The following is a 22,458-nucleotide window of genomic DNA, read 5'->3' on the forward strand; positions in this document are numbered from 1 at the left end:
GGATGGAAGCGGCATCCTTTTTCCCTTTGCTCTGCCTTGGACTGCACTCAGGCTTTGGGCGTGCACTGGAGCTATGCCTTGGACCGCCACCGATGTTTGAAGGGAAAAAGATAGAGCGGACAGCCTGACCCCGCTTGCGTAGCCTGCGGAGCAAAGCAGGGGGAACGCCCAACTAGTAATTCAGACACGATGGTTGATAGCTTCTTGTGCCAACTGCCCGTTGGCTGTGCATGTTAAATAATTTTGTAGGATATTGCCCGTTAAGATCAAGGATACGAAAGGATGATGTGGAGAAGTTTGAATATGTTAATGCTGATGCTGGTTTCGGCTGTTGCGTTGGCGACCGATCCGGACACATCGAAGGTGAAGTTGCTGAAGGATGATCCTATTTTGGTGATGCTGGATAGCATGGCATTATCGAAATGGCTTAAAACGAGCAAGTTTACCACTGACGTGAAGGTGCTGAACAAACGTAAATGGAAGGAAGGTGAGGTACCTACCTTCACAAAGGAGCATTATGTGGCTGCGCTGAAGGAACTGGACAAGGCAAGCCCGTTTGATCTGGTGTACAACGAATCGGTAAAGGCCTATATTGATGCTTACTTGGTGAAGCATAGGGAAAAGGTATCGCAGATGCTGGGTTTGACCGAGCTCTATTTTCCAATATTTGAGGAAACGCTTGACCGATACGACCTACCGATTGAACTGAAGTACCTGGCGGTGATCGAATCGGCCTTGAATCCGAATGCGAGGTCCAAATCGGGCGCTACGGGTCTGTGGCAGTTCATGTATAGGACGGGAAAGATCTATAATCTTAACTCCACTTCGTATGTGGATGACCGCTGCGACCCTTACAAATCGACCGAGGCGGCCTGCCAGTATTTCCGTTTTCTGTACGACATGTTCGGAGACTGGCAGATGGTGCTGGCGGCTTACAATGGTGGCCCCGGAACCTTACTAAAGGCCATAAGAAGGGCCGGTGGCAAGCGCGATTACTGGGAAGTGCGCCCATTTTTGACCAAAGAGACGCAGGGCTACGTGCCGGCATTCATAGCGGTGAATTATGTAATGACCCACGCCTCGGACCACAACCTCTATCCGATAAAACCCGACTTCTTCCACTTTGAATTGGACACCGTGGTCGTGCACAAGCAGACCAATTTGGCCACGGTGGCCTCTGTTTTGCAAATGCCCTTGGAGCAGATCCGGTTCTTGAACCCGATATTCAAAAACACCACCATCCCCGAAACGAAAGAAGGCATTGCGCTGATCTTGCCTAAGCAGAAAGCAGGGCTTTTCATATCAAACCAGAAATCACTTTACGACCTGAACGCTCCGAAGGTGAATGAGGCTTACGCCAACCAAGGCGAGATCATGCAGGAAGTGCGAAAAACGCATAAGGTAAGCCGAGGCGAAACGCTGAGCGGCATTGCGGCACGCTACCGTGTGCGCGTAGATGACCTAAGGGATTGGAACGGGATTCGGGACAATATGATCAGAGAAGGACAGAACCTAGTGGTGTATTCCCGTTCGGCCAATGCCACTTCTACCAGCACAACCACCGTTTCTGAAGCGTCTGATAAGGAACCGAGATACCACATGGTGAAGGCAGGCGATACCCTTTGGGATATTGCCAAGAAAAACGGGATCACGGTAGAAAAGCTGAAAGAGCTGAACAATATTGACGGCCATTTTACGCTAAAGATCGGAACCCGACTAAAAATAGGCTGATATGTATACCCCATCAGGCAGTGGCGCTAAGGCGCTCGTTCAGAAAAACCCCTATCGGAACCCTTTGGTCTGGCTTTTTCTTGTTCTGACAATGGTGGCCTGCAACATGCCTGATATGCCTCTACCGGGAATAACGGGTAAGGCAGGAGAACTGGTGGTGGTAATGGCTGAACAGCAATGGAAGGGCGCTGCAGGAGATACTGCTTTTGCGGTTTTGAACCAACATGTGTACGGACTACCTCAGCCAGAACAGATGTTCAATGTGGTGCACGTGAAGACAGATGCCTTCACCAAGATATTCCAAACACATAGGAACATTGTAGTGGCCAATATTGATAAGAAGTTAAAAGCACAGATAGAACTGAAGAACGATGTATGGGCAGCACCGCAAGTGGTGATTGAGATCTCTGCTCCTGATGCAGCTTCGTTCATTTCCATTTTTGAGGCCAACGCCTCCAAGATAGTTGGACATGTGCTGAAGGCCGAGGATGCTCGCATCCTTAAGAGCTATAAGGCCCAGCTGAACACGGAAGTGGTGAATGCGTTGGCAACCAAAACAGGACTGAAGCTCAGCATTCCCAAAGGTTATGATCTGGTACGCGATGAGGAAGACTTCTCTTGGATACGTTACGAAACAAAGGATGTGACGCAAAGCATACTCGTATATTCTGAACCATACACGGAAGTGAACACCTTTACGGCCGAAGGAATGATAGCGGTAATGGACCGCTATGCCCAACGCTATATTCCGGGGCCGGAAGAAGGCTCTTTCATGACCACCTACATGGAGTATCCGCCACTGATGACAGAAACCGCCATCAACGGACGTTATGCCACACAGCTAAAGGGACTTTGGAGAGTGGAAGGTGCCCTTATGGGTGGGCCTTTCATCTGCTACGCGTTTCTGGATGCCGCTGAGAAAAAGGTGTATTACGTACACGGTTTCGTGTTTGCCCCCGGAAAGAACAAACGCAACTACCTCCGCCAGGTGGATGCCATTCTGAACAGCGCCAAAGAAGGCTGATAGGAAAAAACATCTGTTTGTTTCTCCGTTGTCCTTTTATATCAGGTCAACATATAACTTTAAGGCTTTCTAACCAAACCTTACTGTAATACCATGAAACACATTTTACTTTCTTTTTCTGCCCTCCTTATTGCTGCCAGTAGTTGGGCGCAGTGTACCATTGACCCCCAGTATGCCAATGCTGCCCCTGGGCTTTATCCACAAGGTCCGTTGGGCCCATCGTGCGATCTTATTGCACAGAAGACCATTGTCAGTCTGACCGATACCCTTATCGATACCGGAGTACTTGGTGTGTTGACGGCCTACATCGATCAATTAAAGGTTGACTCTGTATACGGTCTTCCGGCTGGCCTAGATCTGCATACAGATATTGAGACCGCAGCGCCTCCATATAACTGGGGAACCTACGTGAACCAAGGAACGGTGCCTAACCAGACTTCTGCCACAGGTTGTGCCTACATCGCTGGTTCTCAAGGTGCTTGGGATGCTGCCATTGGTGGTGGACCGAACAACGATGGCGAATATCCATTGGTTTTCGTTATTGATGCACGTATCCATTCTACAAATAATGGAACTGCCAATCTTGTGATAGGCGTACCAGCTTGGGTAAGTGCTGTAAGCCCTAACTTCGGAGGTGGCCGTTTCTATATTCTTGATACCTTGGTTGTAGCTTCAAACTTCGCAGATATCAGCACCAGCATTTCTGGAAGTTCCAATGTTGACCCTTCTACCCAATACACCTATTCTGTTGCTCAGGATGCGAACCATACTTACGATTGGAATGTGACCAACGGTACCATCGTTTCCGGACAAGGAACCAATTCTATTGAAGTAACTTGGAACGGAAGCGGAAGCGTTGAGGTAGACGTTACAGAAGGTGCTGCTTGCTCAGGATCTGATGCATTGAGCGTAACTGCCAATCCTACAGGAATGGACGAGGTTGCCGGCATCAATGCAAGCGTTTACCCTAACCCAAGCAACGGCATTTTCACCCTTCGATTGGAAACTACCGATGCCATCCATATCCGTATCATGGATGTATCGGGTAAGGTGGTGCGCACGGAGAAATTGGCCGGTAGCACGCTTTACACCATCGACATGCAAGATGCCCGTATCGGTGTTTATGTAATGGAAATTGAAACGGCAGAAGGAAGAACCTTCAAAAAGCTCATCAAGAACTAAGCGGCCTAGCTGTTTGTATAAGAAAGGCCGCTCTTAGGAGCGGTCTTTTTTGTTGCGTTCAATAGGGCTTAAATCAGCACAGTGAATATGGTCATTGACAATTAAAAGCGTACTGTATTAATGAAGAAGAAATGTTGCTGGGGTTTTGTTAGTTTAGTTGCCTATACAAACATTATATATCTCCCTCTCTGTAATCAACAAACCCTAAATAATATGAAGTACCTTCCTTTCATTGCCGCAGTAGCTGTAACGCTCAGCTCCTGCACACTCACCAAACGGACTGCTTACCAACAGGCAGTTGCCCCTACCGCCATGATTCAGGCTCCGCTTATTGCAGAACTGGCTGTAGACCCGACAAAAAAGGTAAGTGCCACCTACATGGCACATAAAGTGAACGAAGAACAGGCCAAGAGTTCAGCATTGTATGCTGCCATGGACCAAAATGGCTGTGATGTAATTGTGCAACCAGTGTTCGAACTCAAGATCGGGAAGAAAAGCATTGAGGCCACGGTAAAAGGCATGTGCGGTAAGTATACTGTAATGCGCAAACCTACCTTGGAGGATGTGACTTTGCTTCAGGAACTGAATGATGCCATGCCGATGTTCGATTCGAGTATCCGTGTAATTGAAAAACGTGAGTCCATCTTTCGGAAATAGCCTGCATTTGTGCTAGATGGAGGTTTCTGAACAAAGAAACCTGCATTACATACACCGTTTAAAAGAACCCCGCCTCCCAGCGGGGTTTTTTCATCCCTTTAAGCGCAATTCCTTCCCTGCTACCATGCCCCAAGACATGGATTTGAACTCCCCTTTTATCCATTTATCGCTCAGATCGTTGTAATGCTTGCTGGCCACTTGGCCGGAGTTGCCAGGGGCAAACATATTGAGGCTCTGTGACAGATCGCTCATATCCACGATCTGCCTGTAGCTAGGGCAAACGAGCTGGCCCGCATATCCACGTTCGCGGAAGAAGGCCGTTTGGTGTACGGTATCCGTATCGCCACCTATGGGCAGTGGCCCCACGTTAAAGACCTTATCAAAAGGCTTTTTCTGTCCTACTGGATGTTCGAAAAGCAACTGATGCAGCTTGCCCCATTGCCACTGGTGCTGGTAAGTGCCCAATTGCGCTTGCAACCATTGCACACTGGCGGTCAGTGCGCGCTGTAGCAGGGCCTTCCGTCCGCCCGCTTCCTTCATCCACAGCGAATCTTCATCATCAAGCAGGCGCATCAGCATGTTCAGGTCGTGCCCATACATTTCGGTAATGCCCGATAGCAGCGGATGGAAGGGTTTGCCCACCATATCATACATCAGTTCCTTGCCTAAAGGCTGTAGCAACAGCAACTCCACCACCTTGCTGCGCAGCACTTGGTAAATGGTGCCGCCAACCGTATCGGTACTCAACTGGCCGTCCCATTGCAGGTACGTTTGCAGTGCCTGTGTCTCTGCGGCCGAGTTTCCGACCACATCATGCCAGTAGGCTTGGAACTGAACGCCCGGATCCGAATAAAGATCCATCATAAAGCGGCCCATGTCCTGCTTGGTGTATGGGCGGTCTTCAGCCAATAGTTCTCCTACGCGCTTAGCCCGCGAACCGCTCATCCACGCATTGCCCAGAAAGTAGGGATAGTCGTCTGTAACGATCTTGTGGTTGCAAGAGATGACCCTTCCGCTTGCGGGATTGAGGCAATGCGGCATTTCCTCGAAGGGAACCGTGCCTTTCCACTCATCCTCGCCCGTAAAACCATTGTATGGCAGCATGGTCTTTTCCCTCGCCCGTATCGGCACCTTGCCCGTTACCCAATAACCGATGTTTTCGTGTACATCGGCATAGACAATATTGAGCGCAGGCGATGTAAGATGGCTTACGCCATGCACAAAGTCGTTCCAACCCGTGGCCTTGTTTATCTCAAACCATCCACGGAACAAAGGGCCTGCCTCAAAGCACGAGGAAGCAAGCGCCACCCGTTTTTCGGGATAGTCGGTCACATCCGAAATGATGGGTCCATGGTGCGTTTCCACCACTTTCTCTATTACAGCCTTTCCTCCTTTTATATGGATCACCTCTTCGGTAATGGTGGCCTTGCGTTCTTCGTTTCCGAAACGGTAAGTGTCTTCGGATGTGAATTCTTCCACAAAAAGGTCCTGTATATCGGTGTAGGCAAGGGTAATTCCCCACGCAATGTGCCGATTGTGGCCTATCAAAACCAAGGGCAGACTGGGAATGGAAACTCCGCTGACCTCCGTTTCGGGGCAATGCAGATGGATCTCGTACCAGATGCTTGGCATAAGCATGGGCAGATGCGGATCATTACATAGGTAGGGCTTGCCGGTGTCCGTAAGCTTGCCCGAAACGGCCCAAGCATTGCTGCCACCCACCTGATTCAGGTAAGGACCATTGATGGCCTCGAAGGCACCATTCACATTCAGCGCATACATCTCATTGCCGTTGGGCAGACCTACCGGATTCCCGATAGGGTAACGTGGGTCTATCTCCTTGGCCTTTTCGGACCCAACTTTGGCTACCAACTTGGCGCGGGCCAGTTCACCTTGCCAAGCAAAACTCATCTGCCAGCTCATCATCCTCGAAAAAGAAAGGAGATGGTTGCGTGTCCATTTCTCGGGTTTGGCCCGCAGCATCGAGAACTCTATCGGAAGCTTCTGGTAGCCGCTTTCGATGTAGGTATTGATGCCCAGCAGGTAGGCATCTAGCAATGTAGCGATCTCTTCGTCCAAGAATTCCTCATCCTTTTTGGCTATACGATGAAAGCCGAAGGTCCGAACGGCCCGGTCCGTGTCCACAGCCTCTACACCCACCAACTCCGCTAATCGGCCAGTGGCCAAGCTGCGGTTCAGCTCCATCTGAAACAATCGGTCCTGCGCATGCACCACGCCTTGCGCAAAGGCGAGGTCGTGAAGGTTATCTGCATAAATGTGCGGCACTCCATGTTCGTCTCGAACTACCTTAACCTCCGCTTTAAGTCCCTTCAGCGTCAGTGTTCCCTCCACTTTGGGCAGTCTGCGCTTAGACAGGCCGTTTATCAGTTGCTTTAATACCGTTGTGATCATGTGCTGAAAGTACGTTTCCCGCTTAAGCTGTGAAAATTTAATACTGACCGCTTGGTCATTCTAAAAAAATACCATTCCTTTGACTGACCAAACGGTCAATCATCCATCCGACCATGCAAATAGCAACATCCGAAGCAACAGAAGGGGCTTCCATTGAACTGGAAGCACTCCGCCACATTACCGTAAGGGAAGAAAACAATGGTTTTGTGGTTTCCCTTACCGATGATATGGGTTTTGAAACCGTAAGAGGATACGGCAACTCGCCCACCGAAGCCTTGAACGACCTACACCGTAACTTGATCTAATGTCTCCACGCTCTCCAGAACAATTTGCCGAACTCCGCGAAGAACGTAAGCGGCAAATATTGGATGCAGCCCTGCAGGTTTTTGCGCACGACAGCTACCACGGTGCTTCCATGGCGGCCGTGGCCAAGCAGGCCAAGGTATCGAAGGGCTTGATCTACAATTATTTCGAGAGCAAGGAGGAAGTCCTTAAAACCATCATCATCGATCTGTTTGAAGAATTGATGAACCTACTGGAAATAAACCCCGATGTGCCGCTGACCCGCGATGGCTTCATTAAAGTAATTGAACTGAGCATCAATGAGGTGATCAAAAACCCGCAGCGCTGGAAACTGTACATGTCGCTGTCGTTTCAGCCCGATGTATTGCCCATTCTGCTGTCGGAAATGATGCCCAAACTGCAACCTTTCATGATCATGATGAGCAATTACTTTATTTCCAAAGGCCATAAGGACCCCATGGCCATGATGAGGTATTATTCAGCGGTGTTGGATGGCGTTCAGATGCACCTGCTTATGGACCCAGACAATTTTCCGATTGAAAAAGTGAAACAGATGATGATCGAACAATTCGCGTAATAGAACACAGATGGCTCGGATTGAATGGATAAACACAGATCTTAACTACAACTATGATGAACATCAACGAAAATAGATCACAGGTTCTCGCTACTACAAGGAGTACCGACAAACAAGCCGCAGCCCTTCCCCCTTCTAAAGGGGGTGCCGAGGAACGAGGCGGGGGATTCATTTCCTCCAACACCAACACCAACAAACAAGGCGGGGGATTCATCTCCACCCCATTCCAAACTCCATTTACCGCACTAGCACCCCTTCTGCGCCCTTTCCTTATGCTTCTTTTCCTTTTTCCCCTTTTCTCCTCTGGCCAAACTGCCTTAGAGATCATTAAAAAGGCCGATGAGCTCACCCGAGGTGCTTCCTCCGAAGGCGAAATGACCATCAAGATCGTCCGCCCCAAGTGGGAACGCGAAATGAAGATGAAAACATGGTCGTTGGGCACCGATTATTCCATGATGCTGATAACTGCCCCGGCCAAGGAACAAGGAACCGTGATGCTAAAGCGCCAGAAAGAGGTATGGAACTGGGTTCCATCCATCGAGCGCACCGTTAAACTTCCTCCGAGCATGATGATGCAAAGCTGGATGGGCACCGACCTGACCAACGATGACCTTGTACGCCAGTCTTCGGTGGTTATCGACTACACGCACCAGATCGTGAAGGACAGTACCATTGATGGGCGCCTTTGCTGGAAGCTGAAACTGACCGCCAAGCCCGATGCTCCGGTGGTTTGGGGACATATCATGGTGTGGGTAGATAAGCAGTATTACATCCAGCTGCGCACCGAGTTCTACGATGAGGATGGCTTCCTCGTCAACATCTTCAATGCCTACGATGTGAAACAAATGGGCGGCCGCACCATGGCCACACGCATGGAAATGATACCTGTAGACAAACCGGGCAACAAGACCATCCTTATTACCAATGCCATCAAGTTCGACACAGGCGTTAAAGAGGATTTTTTCAATACCAACCAGATGAAGAAGATGAAATGAGGGTTTAGGTGTTAGGTATTAGGACTTAGCTTTTAGCCCATGCCAACACAAAAACATATTAGAGAGCTATGAGAAACTTTAGAGAATTACTGGTTTGGCAAAAAGCCATGGAGATAGGGGTCAAAACCTATCAATTGACACGTTCTTTCCCTCCAGAAGAGAAATTTGGTCTGGTTTCTCAACTCAACCGAGCTGCGGTTTCTATCTCTTCAAACATTGCGGAAGGTGCATCTCGCGGGACAGATAAGGATTTCAAGAGATTCCTCGAAATAGCTATCGGTTCAGCTTTCGAAATGGAAAGTCAGATCATCCTTTGCGAGAAACTACAGATGGTGGATACGATTCAATCGGCAGAGTTACTCAAGGAACTCAACGACATACAACGAATGCTTTCCGTTTTCATCAAAAAGTTAAGCCCTAGTAGCTAAAAGCTAACTCCTAATACCTAACACCTAAATGCTACTAAAACTTGCCTGGCGCAACATATGGAGGAACAAACGAAGAACCGCAATTACCATTGCTTCGGTGTTCTTTGCCGTGTTCTTTGCTGTATTCATGCGCAGCATGCAGCTGGGTATTTACGGTAAAATGATCGATAGCGTGGTACGCTTTTATGCCGGACACGTGCAGGTGCACGGAAAGGGCTATTGGGACGATCAGACCATGGACAATGCCTTCTCATTGGATGACCCAGCGCTAGATAAGATAAAGGAGAACAAGCATGTGCTGATTGCTGCCAAACGCTTGGAGGGTTTTGCGCTGTCATCGAAGGGTGACGTGACCAAAGGCGTACTCATGCTGGGCGTTCAGGCAGATGTGGAAGATCAGCTGATGGGCCTTTCAGAAAAGATACAGGCTGGGGCGCTCTTTAAGGAAGATGACAAGTCCGTTATTGTAGGAGAAAAGCTGGCCGACTACTATAAACTCAGCATTGGCGATACCTTGGTGTTCATCTCGCAAGGTTATCACGGATCCAGCGCTGCGGCCAAGTATCCGGTGGCGGCCATCGTCAAGTTTACGGCTTCCATCCTCAACGAAAAGGCGGTTTTGTTCCCATTGAAGGAGGCCCAATACTTCTTCAGTGCCGAAAACATGGCCACTTCCATTGCCACCATCATCGATAACCCTAATCGGATGAAGAAGGTGAAGAAGCAGATCACAGCCGACATCGATTCCGCCAAGTATGAGGGGCTCGATTGGGAAGAGGCCATGCCCGAACTGGTGCAGGCCATCCAAGCAGACAGTGCCGGAGGGCAGATCATGCTGATGATACTCTACATGGTGGTCTCCTTCGGCATTTTCGGAACGATGCTGATGCTCATGCAGGAACGGACCTACGAATTCGGGGTGCTACTATCCATCGGAATGACACGATTCAAGCTTTGGGCCGTTGTTTTCTTGGAAGGATTGATCACCACCATTCTTGGAGCCATCTTGGGCGTGCTCGGAGTCTATCCCTTGGTGCTCTATTTCTTCAATCACCCTTACGAACTGACGGGAAAGGCGGCTCAGGCCATTGCGCAAGATGGTTGGGACCCCGTGCTCCCAGCCTCGCTCGACCCAAGCATTGCCATTACTCACATGCTCATCGTCATTCTCGTATCATTATTAATTACACTTTATCCAGCATGGATCATTTACAAGCTAAAACCCGTTGAGGCTAGAAGAAATTGAATAAAGCGATGAGCTATGAGCATTGAGCCACGAGCGATTAAACAAATGAAAGAAAGTATACATATACACAAGGCATCGAGAACCTTGCGACTACCGCTCAGACCTGTTGAGACGAGAAGGAATTAGCTTATTAGGGAATTAGGATATTAGATAATGAGAGACTACAAGGAACTTAAGATCTGGCAAAAGGGAATGGAGGTCGTTACGGCAACCTACGATCTCGTTAACGAACTACCTGATGTGGAAAGGTTCGGTCTTCGCAGTCAATGTAGCCGTGCAGCGGTGAGCATACCGTCAAATATTGCAGAAGGGTCTGCTAGAAAGAGTACCGCACACTTTCTTCAGTATCTCGAGACTGCTCTAGGCTCAACGTACGAGCTTGAAACCCAGACTATCATCATCCAGCAACGGTTCAAGCTTCCTATTGAACTGACAGATAAGCTTCTTACCTTATTGGATGAGGAAAAGAAAATGCTTGGATCATTCATGGCCAAACTAAGAACCCGAACACCTTGAACAAAGCCAAACTCCTAAATCACTTTTATGCCTCAACCAACTAATTCGCTAATCCCCTAACGACCTAATCAGCTAAAATGCTTTTCAAATTAGCTTGGAGAAACATCTGGAGAAACAAGAGACGGAGTCTCATCACCATCACGTCCATACTGATGGCGGTGTTTCTGTCAAACTTCATGATCAGCGTCAACGAAGGTGTCTTCGGCAACATGTTGGATAGCATGACGCGCTCCTTTCTGGGTCATATTCAAATTCACGCCAAAGGTTTTTGGGAAGACCAGAGTCTGGACAATACGATGGAAGAAGATGGGGCCTTGCAAACTGCTTTGGCTGGAGTAAAACACGTTCAGGCTGCTACCCCACGTCTTCAAAGTTTCGGATTGGCATCTTTCGGCACACAGACACGTGCTTCGCAAGTGGTAGGGGTCGATCCCGAGAGCGAGCAACAGCTCATGGATCTGGAAAAAAGGCTCTACTCAGGCCGCGTCATCACCAAAACAGATAACGGCATCATGCTTGGCTACGAATTGGCCGATCTGCTTAAGATAGAAATTGGTGACACGCTCGTCATCATCGGTCAAGGCTATCACGGAGTAAGTGCCGCGGGCAAATATGAGGTGGTCGGTCTGTTCAAAATGGCATCGCCCATGCTCAACCGTGGCACCATCGTCATGCCGCTGCCTTTGGCGCAATACCTTTTCTCTTCGGAAGGAAGAATTACGGGTTACACGCTCGTGGTAGATGATACGGATGCACCCGAAAAAGCTACGGCAGGCATCTTTCCTTTGGTCGATACAGCAAACATTGAAGTGATGACCTGGCCAGAGCTCTTGCCAGAGATGGTACAGATGAAGACCACCAAAGTGGCAGGCACTTTCATCTATGTGGGCATCCTCTACATCATTGCCGCCTTCGGAATTTTCGCCACGGTACTTATGATGATGGCCGAACGTTCGTATGAGTTCGGAGTGATGCTCTCGGTCGGTATGTCGCGCGCCCGTCTCATGCTCATGATGGTTGCCGAGACCATCCTGATAACCGTCCTTGGGATTTTGGCGGGTACTGCCGTCTCCTATCCGCTCATGTATTACATGAACGTCCATCCCATTCCGCTCACAGGTGCCGCTGCTGGAGCATACGAGAACATCGGCTTCGAACCACTCATCATGACCTCAACCGCACCCAACATTTTCATCGAGAACGGCCTCATTCTCTTCTTCATGTCGTGTTTCATTACCCTCTATCCTATCTATGTCATTTGGAGAATGAAACCCGTAACCGCGATGCATAAATAGTTTGAAGGAGCAATTAGACATTAGCAATTAGCAATGAGAAACTACAAGGAATTAAGCGTTTGGCAAAGGAGCATGGAGATGAGTGCTTCGGCTTATGTCATTACCAAGAACCTACCAGCAGCAGAGAAGTTTGGAATCGTATCTCAACTTAACCGCGCAGCCGTTTCTGTCGCTTGCAATATTGCCGAAGGGAGTGCACGCTCAAGCGATAAGGAATTCAAACGCTTTCTTGAAATCTCCTTAGGTTCCGCTTACGAGTGTGAAACCTTGATATTGACTTGTGTGAAAGTTGAATTGATAACAGAAGCTGACTCGGAGGAGTTCAGGTCACTTCTGACTGAAGTACAGAAAATGCTGTATGTTCTGATCCGGAAGCTAAATGCTAATAACTAATATCTCATTGCTATGTTAATCAAAATCGCTTGGAGAAACGTGTGGAGAAATGCTCTCCGAAGTGGCGTGGTCATCACATCCATTGCCCTTGGTATTTGGGCGGGGCTCTTCGTCATCGCAGTATCATCCGGACTGAACCAACAACGGACCGAAGATGCGCTGAACACCTCCATTTCGCACATCCAGATACACGATCCTCGGTTCGTAGAAGACAATAATGTGGAGTTCCGCATCAAGAACGAAGAAGAACTTCGGGATGCGCTCAAAGGAAATCCTGCCGTCAAAGCTTTCACAGAACGAGTGGTTCTGAATGGGATGGTTTCTTCATCCACAGGTGGTTATGGCGTGCGCATCACAGGCATCGATCCAGAAGAAGAAAAAGCGGTGACCACCATGCACGAGAAAATGGTAGAAGGAGAATACCTGACGGGCATGAAAAGCAATCCGGTCATTGTAGGAAGGAAGTTGGCCGAAAAACTGAATGTCGATCTACGGAAAAAGATCGTCCTCACCTTCCAAAAGGATAATGGCGACATCATTACTGGCGCTTTCCGCGTGGCGGGAATTTTCAAAACATCGAACTCGAAATCAGATGAGTTGAATGTTTTCGTCAAATCGGATGATGTGAACAGTTTGTTAGAAGAAAGTGCAGGTTTTCACGAAGTGGCAGTTCTCCTCAACGATGTTGCGCAGGCCGATACCACAGCTTCAATCCTTGGGGCGGAATTCCCATCGCTTTCTGTCCGTTCTTGGAAAGAAGTGGCGCCCGAGCTGGGTTATGCGGATGAGATGATGCAACAGATGCTCTACATCATCATCGGTATCATTCTTTTGGCGCTCTCCTTCGGCATCATCAATACCATGCTGATGGCCGTTTTGGAACGTAAGCGCGAACTCGGAATGCTGATGTCGGTCGGAATGAACAAGACCAAGGTGTTCTTCATGATCGTGGTCGAAACCGTGTTCATTTCTATGGTCGGAGGACCTTTAGGTGTTGCTCTCGGCTTCCTCACCGTCAGCCACTTTGGCGCTGCTGGCATCGATCTATCCATTGTCGGTAAGGGATTAGAAGAGTTTGGAATCTCCACCACCATCTACCCAAGCCTCGACCCTTCATTTTACTTGAATGTGACCATCATGGTAGTGGTGGCAGCCATTCTTTCATCCATTTATCCAGCCATCAAGGCCTTGCAATTGAAGCCTGCCGAAGCGGTCCGGGCCATTTAGAGGCTGATACGAATTACGAATAAAACACGAATATGACGAACGCTACTGAATGAGACCTCCAGTAAATCGCACCGACCTACTTTATCCAGAACTCAGCTATGACATAATTGGATGTGCTTATGATATCCATAATGAACTTGGCGGAGGACTTTTGGAAAAGGTCTATCAAAAAGCCATGAAAGTTGGTTTTGTAAAACGGGGCTTGACAGTCACAGAACAGGTTCATTACCCGATAATCTATGAAGGCGAGAAAGTTGGGAGTGGTTTCTTCGATTTCCTAGTTGAGGAGAAGGTGGTAGTTGAACTAAAAAGAGGAAGCCATTTTTCGCGGACCCACATCAATCAGGTACTGGCTTATTTAAAACAATCCAACCTGAAACTTGGAATTCTCATTCACTTTGGGCTTGAAGAGGTCCGATTTAAACGAATTGTAAACGATTAATCATTATAAACCAGATACGCACATTCGTAATATTCGCGGGTATTCGTAATTCGTATCAGCAATAGAAAAATCATGTCAGCAATAATCAGAACAAACGAACTTCAGAAATACTACAATCCAGGCGAAGAATTGGAAGTACGTGCCCTTGATGGCGTAACCATTGAGATTGAACGCGGAGAATTCACAGCTATCGTTGGTCCATCGGGTTCCGGAAAAACCACCTTGCTCAACATCATCGGTGGATTGGATCACCAAACGGGTGGAACGGCACATATTGGCGATACCGAGATAACTGCTTTGAACGACAATCAACTCATTGATTTCCGCTTGAAGAACATCGGTTTCGTTTTCCAGGCTTACAATCTCATTCCGGTTCTTACTGCCGAAGAAAATGTTGAGTTCATCATGCTCCTACAGAAGCGTCCTAAAGAAGAACGACATACAAGAGCGCTAGAACTGCTCAAAGCCGTAGGACTGGAAAGCAAAATGAACAATCGTCCGAGCGAAATGAGCGGTGGACAGCAGCAGCGAGTGGCGGTAGCTCGCGCATTAGCTTCCAAACCACAGTTCGTGCTGGCCGATGAGCCAACTGCCAACTTAGACAGTCAATCCACTGCTGACCTACTGGACATCATGTCTGACCTGAACAAGAAAGAGCACGTCACCTTCCTCTTTTCTACGCATGATCAGCGTGTCATTGACCGAGCAAGAAGAGTAATTACCCTTGAGGACGGAAAGATCATTTCTGATGAGACGCGATAGCTCCGGTTCCCCCTTTTAAAGGGGGTGCCCGCAGGGCGGGGGATTGAATGATCACTTACCAATGAAGCATATTCCATACAACACAAACCTGAAGGAGTTCTCAAGAATATTGAGAAGTAACCAAACACTTGGTGAGACTTTACTTTGGATGCAATTGCAGAAAAGACAGGTTCGAGGATATCAATTTAACCGTCAGAAGCCGCTTGGAAACTACATCGTTGATTTCTACTGCAAAGCGTTAAACTTGGTAATTGAGATTGACGGTGGAAGTCATCATTTTGAAGAGATAATGTTGAAAGACATTGAAAGGCAGCGCATTTTAGAGGAACTTGGAATGCATTTTTTCCGAATTGAAGGTGTCATCGAAAACTTAGAGAATGAGCGTGTTTAACGACTTCAAATCCCCCGCCTCGTTCCTCGGCACGCCCTTTAAAAGGGGGAACTGGCTGCGCGCATTTTCCTCGGTGTTTCTCCTCTTCTCAATCTTTCTCTGTGGAATAGTCAATGCGCAAGACACTACCGAAGTCAAACCAAAGCGAAAGTTCAAGGACATCGTTCAACTGCATGGTTATCTCAAAAACTTGAACATCGTTTCGTTTTCTGCTAACCCGATCATCGGAAATTCGAACGAACAGTTCCTACATAATCGTCTCAATCTGCGCGTTTATCCAACCAAAGGATTGACGATAGCAGCCGAATTGCGAACGCGTTTCTTCTATGCTGGTGCCACGGCCAATTCGCCTGCGGCCAAAGACGCCATGAATAAAGACGCTGGCCTCGTTGATATGAGTTGGAACATCGGGAACAACATCAACCCAGTTCATCTCAACACCACGTTAGACCGACTTTATGTGGATTATGGAAACGACAAGATTGGCATCAGAATAGGTCGGCAGCGCATCAATTGGGGCATCAATACAGCTTGGAACCCGAACGATATTTTCAATGCGTTCAATTTCGTGAACTTCGATTATGAAGAACGACCTGGAACAGACGCTGTACGTTTCCAATACTTCGGCAAGAACATGAGCGGCTTTGAAGTGGCCGTAGCTCCACAGCGGACTTGGAAGCAATCAACAGCCGCATTCATGTACAAATTCAATGCGAAGGGCTACGATTTTCAATTCATCGCAGGGCAATACAAAACGGATGTAACCGCAGGTTTCGGTTTTGCCGGCAACCTGGGCAATGCTGGTTTTAAAGGTGAACTGCAATGGTTCGGGCCTTACGAAGGTTTTGTGGACAGCTTGCATACCATAACGGGCTCCATCACGGCCGATTATTCCTTCACCAATTCACTCTATCTGAGTGGCGCGATCCTCTACAACAGCAACGGAATTGACGACAGCAATCCGCTCAAACTCGCTTCTTTCTTCAGCGGTTCGTCACTCACTGCCAAAAATCTGATGCCGACTAAATATAATGCGATGGTCTCTTTGACCTATCCCGCAACGCCACTCATCAGCTTAAGCTTTTCTGCCGTGTATGGCTACGGGCCGAATCTTCTTTTTCTAAGTCCTGGGATTGGCTACTCCATTGTGGAGAATTGGGACGTTTTTCTCGTTGGGCAACTCTTCTTCTCTGACTTTCCTGAACTCACCTCCAGTGGTTTGGAAAACAGGTATCAGAATTTGAGCAACAGCGTTTTTCTGCGGTTGAAGTGGAGTTTTTGACAACCGATCCTCCCTTCTAGTATTTGTCTTTGTGACCAAAGTTCCCATTCACCGGAAACACACGCTGCACATTTGTACCCAACATTAGGGCGGATGTCCGCATCTAGAACAACAAAGTCACTTAAAAACTATTCAAATGGGAATCTTTGACACCATGTTTGGAATCAACGCGGCTAATAGCCCAGTGAAACAAATGATAGACAACGGAGCTGTAATCATTGATGTGCGCACAGTCGCAGAATTTCAGGGCGGTCACGTAGCCGGTTCGCGCAACATTCCGCTTCAGAATATCCAGCATCATGTGGATGAGATCAAAAACATCAATAAGCCAATTGTGCTTTGCTGCGCAAGCGGTGGTAGAAGCGGGCAGGCAACCAGTTTTCTAAGCCGACACGGTATTGAGTGTATGAATGGAGGCGGTTGGACACAGGTGAATGCACTTGTGAGATAATAAACACTCAAGCCAAGAAACCCGGTCTGGTCAGATGGATCAGGTCGGGTTTTTCATTTACTGAAACACACCAAAATGAGATTGCTGAATAAACTGAAAGAACCTTGGGGTTTTATGCGAATGCTGCGCCTTGCCTTGGGTCTATTTACGATGATTGATGCCGTTCAACATCTCAATTGGCTGCTAATGGCAGTATCAGCGGTTCTTCTTTATCAAGGCGTCATGAACGTATCGTGCGTTCCATGCCAAGTTGCTGGTAATTGCGCAGTGCCCGAAAAACAGGCTTCAGACCAAGATTCGGAAGAGGTTGTTTTCGAGAAGGTGAATTAGTTTCGGTTCTTAAATTCTAAAACCGACAGAATTTAGCGAAGCACGGTTTTGCCGATATTGGCAGCATGAAGTCCTCTCGAATTATTGCACTTATGCTATTGGCACTTGGTGTGGCTTTCAACGAGTGGGCTTTCAAATTCTTTTTACCATTAGAGCCAATTAACAGCTTTTTGAGGCTGATGACGCTTGTACTTGACGGGTTCCTTATCGCGTTCATTGTTGCCTTTGGATGGAAGAACCTTCGTTTTTCAGAACGGTTTAGGCAACTGACCCGAATCTGGCCAAAATCAACCAACCTATTCTTGGGGTTATTTGTGGCGTATTGCACGCTGATGGCAGTGGAATTCAGCTGCCGCTTTTATTTTAAGCATGGGTACAAAGCTCCGTATTCTGAACAGACCTTTTGGGAGCCTGGAGCCTGCGAGCGCGATTCAATATTAGGAAGTCGACTACCAAAAGACGCCACACTGAGCCATGCTTATGTGGTCAACGATTCGCTCATCTACAAACAGTATTATCATACGGATGCATTTGGAAGACGCATTACTCCGCAAACAAAACCCGATTCGATTTACCAAGAATTTGCCATGGTTGCTGGCTGCTCTTTTGCTTTCGGTTATGGATTAAACGACCACGAGACATTGAGCTATTTTCTCGATAGCATTACCTCGATGCGCGGCTACAATTATGGCGTTTCTGGTCACGGAACACAACAGACACTCACGTTGCTTCAAACTCGTGATCTGCACGAGGAGATTATTGAATCTAACGGAATCCTGATCCATCTTTTTATTGATGATCACATTAAACGCATGATTGGTTCGCGAAGGTTGATCAAGCTTTGGGCCATCAATTTCCCCTATTACTATTTGGATGGCGATGAATTGAAACGTGATGGAAGCTTCTGGACCGGCCGCCATCTGCTTACGCGATTCTATCGCGCCATCAGCCAAAGTGCATTTCTCGACCTGTTCGATATTGACATTCCGTGGTGTGTAAGTGATGCTCATGTAAAGCTTTTCGGGGCGATTGTCCGCCAATCAAAAGCTGAGTTTCTGAAGCAATATCCGAATGGTCGATTCATCTTGGTAATCGGGCCAAATTCTAAATTGGCAGGTCGGATAATGCCCGTTTTGAAATCAAACAAGGTTGAAGTCCTTGACCTTTCTTCGCTTCTCGATAAGGAGCAAAAGAAGTACAAAATACACTGGACAGAAGGTCATCCGAACGCGAATTACTACTTGGAAATGGCCAAAGCCATTAAAACAGAAGTGAATACTTCGGAGCCCGACCGAAACTGATTGATCTTTTCTGATATTGACGCCTACAATGAAGGACTGGTACCTGAGCACGGTTAGCAAGGAATTGGATCATTTTATCCGATTCTCAATAGTTGGTGCCGTTTGGACCGTAGTTAACATCGCTATTATGTGGCTGCTGATTGATGTGCTAGGCCTAGCAGGTTGGCTGGGTTCCACCATTGGCATTGCCGTTCTTTACATTGGTCGTTATTATAATTATCTGTGGCTGAAAGTAATAGAGCCAAAATTTTGGAAATACGTTTATGCAAGTGGCTTATTCTCACTTTTCATGATAGCAGGAATGACCGTTGCTGTGGATGTTCTCGGCTACAAAGCGTTCTATCCATCAATCATCCTCACTGCGCTCAGTTTTATCCTCAAGTTCCTTTTTTTCAAAAGAATAAAACTGCTGAAGGGAAATAAGCACAGAGATTAACCCAACACCTCTTCTAGCACTTTGTGCGCACTGATCTCCTTCATTCCGTGCAAATGAAGCCGATAGTAATCAATCAGCTTTTGAAGCAATATCCTACGGGTTTGGCTTCCTATTTTCACTTGATGGAATGTTTCCATACTCGTGGGTAGAAGTTGGCGAAGACCTTCAACGACAGCATCTTCCATTATGTAAGGATGAATGGGCTCGAATGGGGTGAATTCTCCTTCCAGCAGGTCGAAATATCGATTTCCTACATCTTTTACCTGCGGGTAGAAACCTAGGAATCGCGAAAATTCCAACATGAATTTCAGATGGAAGTTGCTCACGGATTCTTTTGTTTCATCCAGCAAGATTACCGCTTCGCGTAAGAAAGCAAACAGTTCCTCGTTCTGCTCTTCTTCTCCAATGGACCGCGCAATCACTTCCGCTACAAAAAGCGCAACGCACGTTTTAACCGTATCAAACGGAATGGCATTGAGCATCTTTTCTCGCTCAATGGTACGCACCGTTCGCATCGTTTTCCTGTCATCATCAGTGAAGGAAAGTTGCACCAGTCCGAGTGGTTGAAGCAGCACCAGTTTTGCCAATGCGGCCTTTCCAGATCCTGTTCTCACCATAAATGGCCGTAGGCCCAGCTCTTCGGTATAGATGCGTGTAATCACCGAACTGTCTGAATAACGTAGCGTATTCAGCACAATTCCTCTTGTGACGATCATCTGATCTTTAGTTGATGAAAAGAATTTTGGTGACGAAGGTTTCCTTGCCGTCTTCGTTAGCTGCAAAAACCATATAAACACCACTTTTAGCTCGGTCTCCAGTAAGTTTGTTGCCATCCCAAATGGCCTGCCCACCATACGCAGTGGTCGCAAAAACCACATTTCCGGCAGCGTCCGTAATTTTCACATCGGCATCTCTTACCAGACCTTTAATAGCAATTGGACCATCATAATTCGCCTCAACAGGATTCGGATATGCATAAACATCCTCATTTACGAATTCTGGAACGCCCCAAGTTGCCGTTCCCCTAAAAGAAATAATCCCTTTGTCTGTACCGATGAACACTTCTCCGCTGAGCTGATCGATGCCCACTGCGGTTATCTGATTGCTGAACAGCGGACTGTTCTCTGTAGTGAAATGATAGATCTGCTGTGTACCATCACTCGACATGAGGAATATTCCTGCACTTGCCGTTCCTATCCATTTCCGATTGGCCCCATCAATGGCCATTGCAGTAACCGATTCGTTTGCAAGCAGATATTGTACGTAACCATCTTGCTCTACCAAAATCTGCTGCGAATCGAAATTTCCTCCAGAGAAAACACTTTCGGGTGAGTAGAATACGGAAACGCCATTATCAGTTCCAACCCATATTTCACCGTCCAAGTCGTTAAGGATGCAGAAAACCTCATCGCTGGCAAGATTACCATTTCCAGCATTTTGAGTTAACCTTCTTGATTGGTCGTCATTAGTGTTTCCAAGTGAGCCATTGTCGTTAAAAACAACCACGCCTCTTCCACGTGGGGCCACAACCCATTTCTGTCCGCTGTCGTCAATGGCAATGTCTCTAAGCGTGATATTTCCGATTCCAGGAATGGTGTAAGCATACCAATTTCCTGTATTGTCTTTGGCATAAAGCAGTTTTTCGGTTCCCGAACCCGAAACCCAAAGTGTTCCATTTCTCCTGTCTATCTGCAAGCCCGAAATACGAATGTTTCCCGGATTGCCAGGTAAGGCTTGAAATGTGCTATTAAGCGTATCATAAAAGGCGACAAATTGGTCGTCATAATACTCCACCAACCCATTACCGTAAGCAGACGCATACACTCTTCGGCTATCAAAAGGATCTACCAGAACACGATAATAGTCTATCAGATTGTTAGTCTCCTCAAACGAATAGGCGGTAATATTAACCCATTCATTGTTTTTGAAAGTGTACATACCATTTCTGTTATAGGCGTTGGCTTCCGTTTCAGAAACACCTCCAGACGCGACATAGCACCGACCGTCCCAAATGCTGATGCACGTACTGCTTACTGCAGATGGCCCATTTACAGATATAAAACTGAAGGTCAGGTTTTCGGGATGCTTGACCAAACCAGAATATCTATCGGATATCCAGATGTTCAAGTCGTCATCCACGGTGGCGTAGTTGGGAGCCGCATAGCTTCCTCCGCCATAATCATAAGCAAGCCGCAACCTTACATGGTCTGAATTAAACTCGCTAACGCTACCTCCAGCAGAAACCAAAAGCCTTCCATGGGCGTCCTCCAAACTGCGGATATCCTGCTCCTCCATTCCATCAAAACGATTCCATTGTCCGTTGTTTAGATAGTACATGGTATCTAATGCATTCGGCACAGAAAGGTTTACGTAAAGCCTATCATTGAACCACGTGGTTGCGTTATACAGTCCATTCGGAATGGTGTTGAAACGGGTCCAATTCTCATAGTTTGCCAGATTTGGACTGGAAAGTTGCGCGTGATATACACCATCTTCTGTACAAGCAAATATTTCGCTTTCCGAAGTGGCCACATCGTAAACATTCAGCGTGGCTCCGCTCGGACCAATGTAATAGGTGTCTTTTACTTCATGCTTTACAATATCCAATACCACAACCGCGAAGCCACAGGCCAGATACGCGTAATCTCCCTTTATATCTATGTTATTGATCGTTTTGTTCCCTAAGATGGATTTGTCTTTGATGTCTGGCACGTTGATGATCTGTCCATCTTGGATCAGATCAATATTCGTGTTGCTGTAAGCTACAACAAGGGTATTGTTATCATCGCTCCAAGCGATCGATGCGTAGCCAATATCTGAAAGTCCATTCACCTTTGTCAGCCGCTGAATATCTCCATCAGCTTTGGCATATCGGAACAGTCCGTTCTGAGAAGCTGCAAAGATCCAATCGCCTGCATCGGCACACTGAACGCCATCGTTATACGGGAGATGATCGCGCCATTGACCCACGGCCACCTGTGCAAACAGTGGCAAATTGATCAAGGCAATAAGAGGTAAAAGAAATAAGGTACGTGGCATTTGCTTTAGCGATAATGGCAAACAATCAGGAACAAGTA

General features: G+C 47.4%; 24 protein-coding genes. 21 read left to right on the forward strand and 3 right to left on the reverse strand.

Annotated elements, in window-relative coordinates; translation table 11 throughout:
• The first annotated feature begins 315 nt into the window (after positions 1-315).
• From K9J17_01410 to K9J17_01425, 4 genes are all read left to right on the forward strand, one after another.
• Positions 316-1,731: a LysM peptidoglycan-binding domain-containing protein gene (locus tag K9J17_01410; protein ID MCF8275363.1), complete on the forward strand. Its 1,416-nt coding sequence runs from the start codon at positions 316-318 to the stop codon at positions 1,729-1,731.
• Between the two features lies 1 nt (position 1,732).
• Entirely contained in the window at positions 1,733-2,755 is a 1,023-nt protein-coding gene (locus tag K9J17_01415) for a DUF4837 family protein (GenBank protein MCF8275364.1), read from the forward strand.
• 93 nt (positions 2,756-2,848) lie between these two features.
• A complete protein-coding gene (locus tag K9J17_01420; GenBank protein MCF8275365.1) occupies positions 2,849-3,937 on the forward strand; it encodes a T9SS type A sorting domain-containing protein in 1,089 nt (362 codons plus the stop codon).
• 213 nt (positions 3,938-4,150) lie between these two features.
• The gene (locus K9J17_01425) at positions 4,151-4,594 is read left to right on the forward strand and encodes a hypothetical protein (protein MCF8275366.1); all 444 of its coding nucleotides are present in this window, start codon (positions 4,151-4,153) and stop codon (positions 4,592-4,594) included.
• A gap of 90 nt (positions 4,595-4,684) precedes the next feature.
• Here K9J17_01425 and K9J17_01430 read toward each other — a convergent pair whose 3' ends face one another.
• Positions 4,685-7,006, reverse strand: a complete 2,322-nt coding sequence (locus K9J17_01430; GenBank protein ID MCF8275367.1) for a penicillin acylase family protein — start codon at positions 7,004-7,006, stop codon at positions 4,685-4,687.
• A gap of 113 nt (positions 7,007-7,119) precedes the next feature.
• On the opposite strand from K9J17_01430, the gene K9J17_01435 reads away from it, so the two are divergent.
• From K9J17_01435 to K9J17_01515, 17 genes are all read left to right on the forward strand, one after another.
• Complete coding sequence (locus tag K9J17_01435; protein ID MCF8275368.1) at positions 7,120-7,311, forward strand: hypothetical protein; 192 nt, start codon at positions 7,120-7,122, stop codon at positions 7,309-7,311.
• A complete protein-coding gene (locus K9J17_01440) occupies positions 7,311-7,886 on the forward strand; it encodes a TetR/AcrR family transcriptional regulator (protein MCF8275369.1) in 576 nt (191 codons plus the stop codon). The genes K9J17_01435 and K9J17_01440 overlap by 1 nt, the downstream gene beginning before the upstream one ends.
• 56 nt (positions 7,887-7,942) lie before the next feature.
• A complete protein-coding gene (locus tag K9J17_01445) occupies positions 7,943-8,881 on the forward strand; it encodes an outer membrane lipoprotein-sorting protein (GenBank protein MCF8275370.1) in 939 nt (312 codons plus the stop codon).
• 68 nt (positions 8,882-8,949) lie between these two features.
• Positions 8,950-9,309, forward strand: coding sequence for a four helix bundle protein (locus K9J17_01450; protein ID MCF8275371.1), 360 nt, complete (start codon positions 8,950-8,952; stop codon positions 9,307-9,309).
• A 28-nt stretch (positions 9,310-9,337) separates the two neighbouring features.
• Positions 9,338-10,555 carry an FtsX-like permease family protein gene (locus K9J17_01455; protein ID MCF8275372.1) on the forward strand — a complete coding sequence of 406 codons (1,218 nt, stop codon included), beginning with the start codon at positions 9,338-9,340 and terminating at the stop codon, positions 10,553-10,555.
• Positions 10,556-10,708: 153 nt separating this feature from the next.
• Positions 10,709-11,071, forward strand: coding sequence for a four helix bundle protein (locus K9J17_01460; protein ID MCF8275373.1), 363 nt, complete (start codon positions 10,709-10,711; stop codon positions 11,069-11,071).
• A 77-nt stretch (positions 11,072-11,148) separates the two neighbouring features.
• Complete coding sequence (locus K9J17_01465) at positions 11,149-12,366, forward strand: ABC transporter permease (GenBank protein ID MCF8275374.1); 1,218 nt, start codon at positions 11,149-11,151, stop codon at positions 12,364-12,366.
• A 33-nt stretch (positions 12,367-12,399) separates the two neighbouring features.
• The gene (locus K9J17_01470) at positions 12,400-12,759 is read left to right on the forward strand and encodes a four helix bundle protein (protein ID MCF8275375.1); all 360 of its coding nucleotides are present in this window, start codon (positions 12,400-12,402) and stop codon (positions 12,757-12,759) included.
• A gap of 12 nt (positions 12,760-12,771) precedes the next feature.
• A complete protein-coding gene (locus tag K9J17_01475) occupies positions 12,772-13,986 on the forward strand; it encodes an ABC transporter permease (protein ID MCF8275376.1) in 1,215 nt (404 codons plus the stop codon).
• A gap of 49 nt (positions 13,987-14,035) precedes the next feature.
• Positions 14,036-14,428: a GxxExxY protein gene (locus K9J17_01480; protein MCF8275377.1), complete on the forward strand. Its 393-nt coding sequence runs from the start codon at positions 14,036-14,038 to the stop codon at positions 14,426-14,428.
• A 69-nt stretch (positions 14,429-14,497) separates the two neighbouring features.
• On the forward strand, positions 14,498-15,190 hold the full coding sequence (locus tag K9J17_01485) for an ABC transporter ATP-binding protein (GenBank protein ID MCF8275378.1): 693 nt from the start codon (positions 14,498-14,500) through the stop codon (positions 15,188-15,190).
• Positions 15,191-15,251: 61 nt separating this feature from the next.
• Positions 15,252-15,581, forward strand: coding sequence for an endonuclease domain-containing protein (locus K9J17_01490; GenBank protein MCF8275379.1), 330 nt, complete (start codon positions 15,252-15,254; stop codon positions 15,579-15,581).
• Positions 15,568-16,863 (forward strand): hypothetical protein, encoded by a 1,296-nt coding sequence (locus K9J17_01495; protein ID MCF8275380.1) that lies wholly within the window; start codon positions 15,568-15,570, stop codon positions 16,861-16,863. Before K9J17_01490 ends, K9J17_01495 begins: the two co-directional genes overlap by 14 nt.
• A gap of 136 nt (positions 16,864-16,999) precedes the next feature.
• On the forward strand, positions 17,000-17,314 hold the full coding sequence (locus tag K9J17_01500; protein MCF8275381.1) for a rhodanese-like domain-containing protein: 315 nt from the start codon (positions 17,000-17,002) through the stop codon (positions 17,312-17,314).
• A gap of 75 nt (positions 17,315-17,389) precedes the next feature.
• On the forward strand, positions 17,390-17,644 hold the full coding sequence (locus K9J17_01505; GenBank protein ID MCF8275382.1) for a hypothetical protein: 255 nt from the start codon (positions 17,390-17,392) through the stop codon (positions 17,642-17,644).
• Between the two features lie 179 nt (positions 17,645-17,823).
• A complete protein-coding gene (locus K9J17_01510; protein ID MCF8275383.1) occupies positions 17,824-18,945 on the forward strand; it encodes a hypothetical protein in 1,122 nt (373 codons plus the stop codon).
• Positions 18,946-18,973: 28 nt separating this feature from the next.
• A complete protein-coding gene (locus K9J17_01515) occupies positions 18,974-19,381 on the forward strand; it encodes a GtrA family protein (GenBank protein MCF8275384.1) in 408 nt (135 codons plus the stop codon).
• On the opposite strand, the gene recO is transcribed toward K9J17_01515, so the two are convergent.
• Both recO and K9J17_01525 read right to left on the reverse strand, forming a co-directional pair.
• Positions 19,378-20,097, reverse strand: a complete 720-nt coding sequence (gene recO, locus K9J17_01520) for a DNA repair protein RecO (protein ID MCF8275385.1) — start codon at positions 20,095-20,097, stop codon at positions 19,378-19,380. The two genes, K9J17_01515 and recO, sit on opposite strands and share 4 nt — an antisense overlap.
• A 7-nt stretch (positions 20,098-20,104) precedes the next feature.
• A complete protein-coding gene (locus K9J17_01525) occupies positions 20,105-22,420 on the reverse strand; it encodes a hypothetical protein (protein ID MCF8275386.1) in 2,316 nt (771 codons plus the stop codon).
• Positions 22,421-22,458 lie beyond the last annotated feature (38 nt).

The sequence above is a fragment of the Flavobacteriales bacterium genome (genome assembly GCA_021739695.1).
Lineage (GTDB): Bacteria > Bacteroidota > Bacteroidia > UBA10329 > UBA10329 > UBA10329.